This window comes from Lactobacillus sp., from assembly GCF_051873315.1.
Classification (GTDB): Bacteria; Bacillota; Bacilli; order Lactobacillales; family Lactobacillaceae; genus Lactobacillus.
The window spans coordinates 1-4286 of the sequence record NZ_JBJEES010000009.1 but is presented as its reverse complement, the minus strand read 5'-3'; the positions used below and the strand labels follow the sequence as shown (position 1 = coordinate 4286).

The window sequence follows — 4286 nt, the reverse complement described above, 5'->3', positions numbered from 1 at the left end:
GACTGCTTGAACAACAGCCAAACGGGCCTTCTTGACATCTTCGTCAACGTCATCAACCAAAATTCTGGTATGAGCGTAGTACTTGTTGAAGCGCTTGGCCAGTTCCAGGGCGTACTTGGCAATCGCGCTTGGGTCGTAGCTTTCCATGGCCTTTTGAATGGTGTCGGCGTAGCGGCCCATGAAGGAGACCAAGTCCCATTCTTCAGCGCCGATCTTGGTCAAGTCAACATCTGAGAAGTCGGTAATGCCGCTCTTTCTCAAAAGGCTTTCGCCACGGGCCCGGGCATATTGCACGTAAGGACCGGTTTCGCCTTCGAACTTGACAACTTCTTCCAAGTTGAAGTCGATCGGGTTGCGGCGGTAGTTCTTCAAGTCGTGGAAGACAACCGCGCCGATGCCGACTTGCTTGGCAACTTCGTCAGCGTTCTTCAAGCCGGCATTCTTTTCAGAAATCTGCTTGCGGGCCAGGTCAACGGATTCGTTCAAAACGTCTTCCAGGTTAACGACGTTACCCTTTCTGGTAGACATCTTCTGGCCGTTGATGCTCATCAGACCGAAGCTGATGTGGACAATGTCGTCTGCCCAGTCAAAGCCCATTTCCTTCAAGCAAGCACGCAGCTGCTGGAAGTAGACTTCTTGTTCCTGGCCAACAACGTAGATGGACTTGTAGAAGCCGTAAGTCTTCTTCCGGTACATGGCAGTTGCCAGGTCACGGGTGATGTAAGTTGAAGTACCGTTACTCTTGATAACCATCAAAGGCGGCAGGTTGTACTTTTCAAGATCAACGATTTCAGCACCTTGGCTCTTAACCAAGAGGCCCTTGTCCCGGAGGATCTTGATTGGTTCATCCATCATTTGGGCACTGAAGGCCTCACCGGTGAAGGAGTCAAAGTGGACGTCCAGCATGTCGTAAACCTTCTTGAACCGTTCCAGGGAAACTTCTCTGAACCAGCTCCACAGGCGCTTGGCTTCTTCGTCGCCGTGTTCCAGCTTGGAGAACCATTCCCGGCCGGCTTCATCGTATTCCGGGTGTTCTTCAGCTTCCCGGTTGATCCGGACGTAGTAGGACAAAAGAGTGTTGATTGGGTCCTTTTCAATGTCGGCGTCGTTGCCCCACATCTTGTAGGCAGCCATCATCTTCCCGAATTGGGTGCCCCAGTCGCCAAGGTAGTCAATTCTGATTGGCTTGAAGCCTTCCTTGGCCAGGATGCGGGCAATAGCTTCACCGATCATGGTTGACCGCAGGTGGCCCATCCCCATTGGCTTGGCAATGTTAGGTGATGAGTATTCAGTTGAAACGTTCCGGCCGTGGCCAAGGTCACGGGCACCGTAGTTTTCAGGGTCAGCCAGGATTTCCTGTAAAATAGCCGCCCCAGTCTGGCTCTTGTCCAAGAAGAAGTTGATGTATGGACCAACTGCTTGGACCTTTTCAAAATTCCCCTGGTCAATCTTTTCAGCCAGTTCAGCCGCGATCAAGTTTGGCGCCTTGCGCATGGTCTTGGCTAAAGTAAAGGTTGGAAAAGCGTAATCCCCCAGCTTTTCATCCTTTGGACGTTCGATCTTGACGTCAATATCTTCCAGTGACCAGTCTGGCAAAACCGTTTGTAAGGCTTCTGCAACAAGTTGTTTACCGTTCATAAAATACCTTCTTTGTTTCCTATGTCTAAAAAATTGAATAAAAATCACTCAGCGCTTGCTTGCCCCATCGCTGATGCAAAATTTAGTTCATGCTTCCTATTAATCTCATCGAGTGTGACAAAACGCTTTGCAGTCTCATTTATTTTTACTCTGTATATTATAGCAAGAGATTAGCGCCTGTGACAACAGATTTTAATAATTTCATTATACTATTTATACAGACTGCATGCATTCTATGCGTTTTCAGCTTCCATGGTCAAGCGTCCGCCAGGATACTGGCGCCTAATCAGCTCATGCACGTTCCTGATCATCTGCCTGGTTGACGGAGCCAGGCGCTGCTGGTTGGAAGTCACCAGGGCAATCTTCCGGTAAAAGGGCGTGCTGAAAGGCAGGATCTTGACCTCTCCCTGCATCTTCTGCAGGGCCAAAGCCGGCAGGATGCCCAGGCCCAGGCCTGCTTCTACCATGGCTACGATTGACTGGTCGTCAATGGAGAACTGGATCGCCGTTGACTTGATGGAATAGTGGTCCAGGGCAGCTTTCGTGTCCAGGTCGTAGTCACTTTGCTGCAGGATAAAATTGTAATTTACCAGATCCTCTTCACTAACGCTGTGACCGTTTTTGACCTGGAAGTTTTTGGGGGCAATGCAGTAGATTTCGTCTTCCAGAATTTTCTCGCAGCTGATTCCCTGATCATTTTCCGGCAGCATGGTCAAGCCCAGGTCCAGCTGCCCGCTTTTCACCGCCTGGGTGATTTCGCTGAAGCCAGCCTGGCGGACGGAAATTTTGACCTGGGGGTAGTTTTTGGCAAAATTCTGGATCAAAGGCGGCAGCCAGTTGATGCAGGCGGAAGAAAAGGCCCCGATCCGGATCAAACCAGTGTCCAGGCCTTGAATCTGCTGGGCTACCTGCTCCAGCCGGCTCTGGTCATTGATAATTTCCTGGATCAAGGGGAGAATCCTTTCCCCATCAGGCGTCAGCTTGACCCCGTTTCTTGATCTGACGAAGACTGGAAAGCCCAGTTCCGTCTCCAGCTGGTTGACCGAGTGGCTGATCGCTGACGGAGTGACGTTTAAGACCAGGGCAGCCTTGTTGAAGGTCCCCTGGTCAATAACCGTCCTGAAGACTAAATATGGAAATGGCAGCATTTGCCCCTCCTAACATGAAAATATTTCACTTAAAATTAAACAAGTTGAATTTTATTATTCTTACTCAAGCAATTATAATATAGTCAACGCACAAATGACAATACAATTAGGAGCAATGAAAAATGTTAAGCAAGCTTTTTGCCAATAGAATCAAAACTGAAAATCCATCCCGCCTGCAAGGGCTCTTCCCGGAAAGCAACTTTTCCGACAACATCTCCTTTGGCGGCGGCTGCCCGGACGAAAGCCTTTTCCCAAGCCAGGCTTTGCAAGCTGCTTACCAAAAGGCCGTTAACCAGGAACAGGCCCACTCCTTCCAATACCATGACGTTAAAGGGCCGGGCGACTTGCGCGACTATCTGGCAAACCGGGCAAGGCAGCAGGGAATCGAGGCTAACGCCGATGACATTTTGCTGACGGCTGGCGGCCAGCAAGGGATCGACCTGGTAGCCAAGCTTTTCCTGGAAGCTGGCGATGAAATGGCAGTTGAAGCTCCCAGCTATGTCGGAGCCCTGGCTGCATTTGACAATTACGAGCCAGTCTACCACGAAATTCCTCTGGAAGACGACGGAGTCAACCTGGATTACTTTGAAGAAGTACTGAAAAAGCACCCGGCAATCAAGCTTTTCTACACGGTGCCGGACTTCCACAATCCAACCGGGATCACCATGTCCCTGGCCAAGCGCCAGCGCCTGGTCGATCTGGCTAACCGCTACGACTTCGTCATCCTGGAAGACACCCCATACCGGGACCTGCGCTACCATGGGGAAACTTTGCCAAGCATCAAGAGCTTTGACACCGAAGGCCGGGTAATTTTCCTGTCCAGCTTCTCTAAGATTCTTTCCCCTGCCTTCCGTTTAGGCTGGCTGGTGGCCAGTCCGGAAATCAAGGAGCAGCTGGTCAACTTGAAGTTGTCAGCTGACCTGGAAGTACCGTACTTAGCCGCTGGTACTGTTGCTGCCTACCTGGCTGATAATGACCTGGACCAGCATATTGACCAGCTGAAGAAGGTCTACCGGGTCAAGCTGGATGCTATGGCCAAGGCTTTAAAGACTTATCTGCCAGCTGATGCCAAAATCAGCCAGCCGGAAGGCGGCTTCTTCTTCTGGGTTGAACTAGGAGATGAAATTGATACCAGACAGCTCTTGCTTGACGAAGCTGTGCCGAAAGAACACCTCATCTACGTGCCTTCTGCCAGCTTCTATCCAAATTGGGACAAAAATAACGGCCTCCGGGTCAACTTCACTGGTTCCAGTCTGAGCCAGATCGATGAAGGCGCTGAGCGCTTGGGCAGAATCCTCAGCCCTGCTCAGCTGAGAATGGCAATCTAAACCAGCTAAATACTATTTGCAACCGTCCAACACTTGGGCGGTTTTTTGCTGCTAAATAACTGTCAATCTATTGTAGGCCATTTTCTGGCTAAAAAGCAATTTCTATCGTAAGAATATAAAACAAAAAGAGCCAGACTTCCGTCTGACTCTTGATTCGCGCGGCAGCTTCCTA

At 50.3% G+C, this 4286-nt stretch carries 3 protein-coding genes; 1 reads left to right on the top strand and 2 read right to left on the bottom strand.

Annotated elements, in window-relative coordinates; all coding sequences use genetic code 11:
• Together argS and ACI32D_RS00420 are read right to left on the bottom strand one after the other, a co-directional pair.
• A partial coding sequence (gene argS / locus ACI32D_RS00425; RefSeq protein ID WP_439774712.1) for an arginine--tRNA ligase occupies nt 1-1638 on the bottom strand: 1638 nt, incomplete at its 3' end.
• Nucleotides 1639-1871: 233 nt separating this feature from the next.
• Complete coding sequence (locus ACI32D_RS00420) at nt 1872-2786, bottom strand: LysR family transcriptional regulator (protein WP_439774711.1); 915 nt, start codon at nt 2784-2786, stop codon at nt 1872-1874.
• A gap of 122 nt (nt 2787-2908) precedes the next feature.
• On the opposite strand from ACI32D_RS00420, the gene ACI32D_RS00415 reads away from it, so the two are divergent.
• Complete coding sequence (locus ACI32D_RS00415) at nt 2909-4114, top strand: PLP-dependent aminotransferase family protein (protein WP_439774710.1); 1206 nt, start codon at nt 2909-2911, stop codon at nt 4112-4114.
• Nucleotides 4115-4286: the final 172 nt, after the last annotated feature.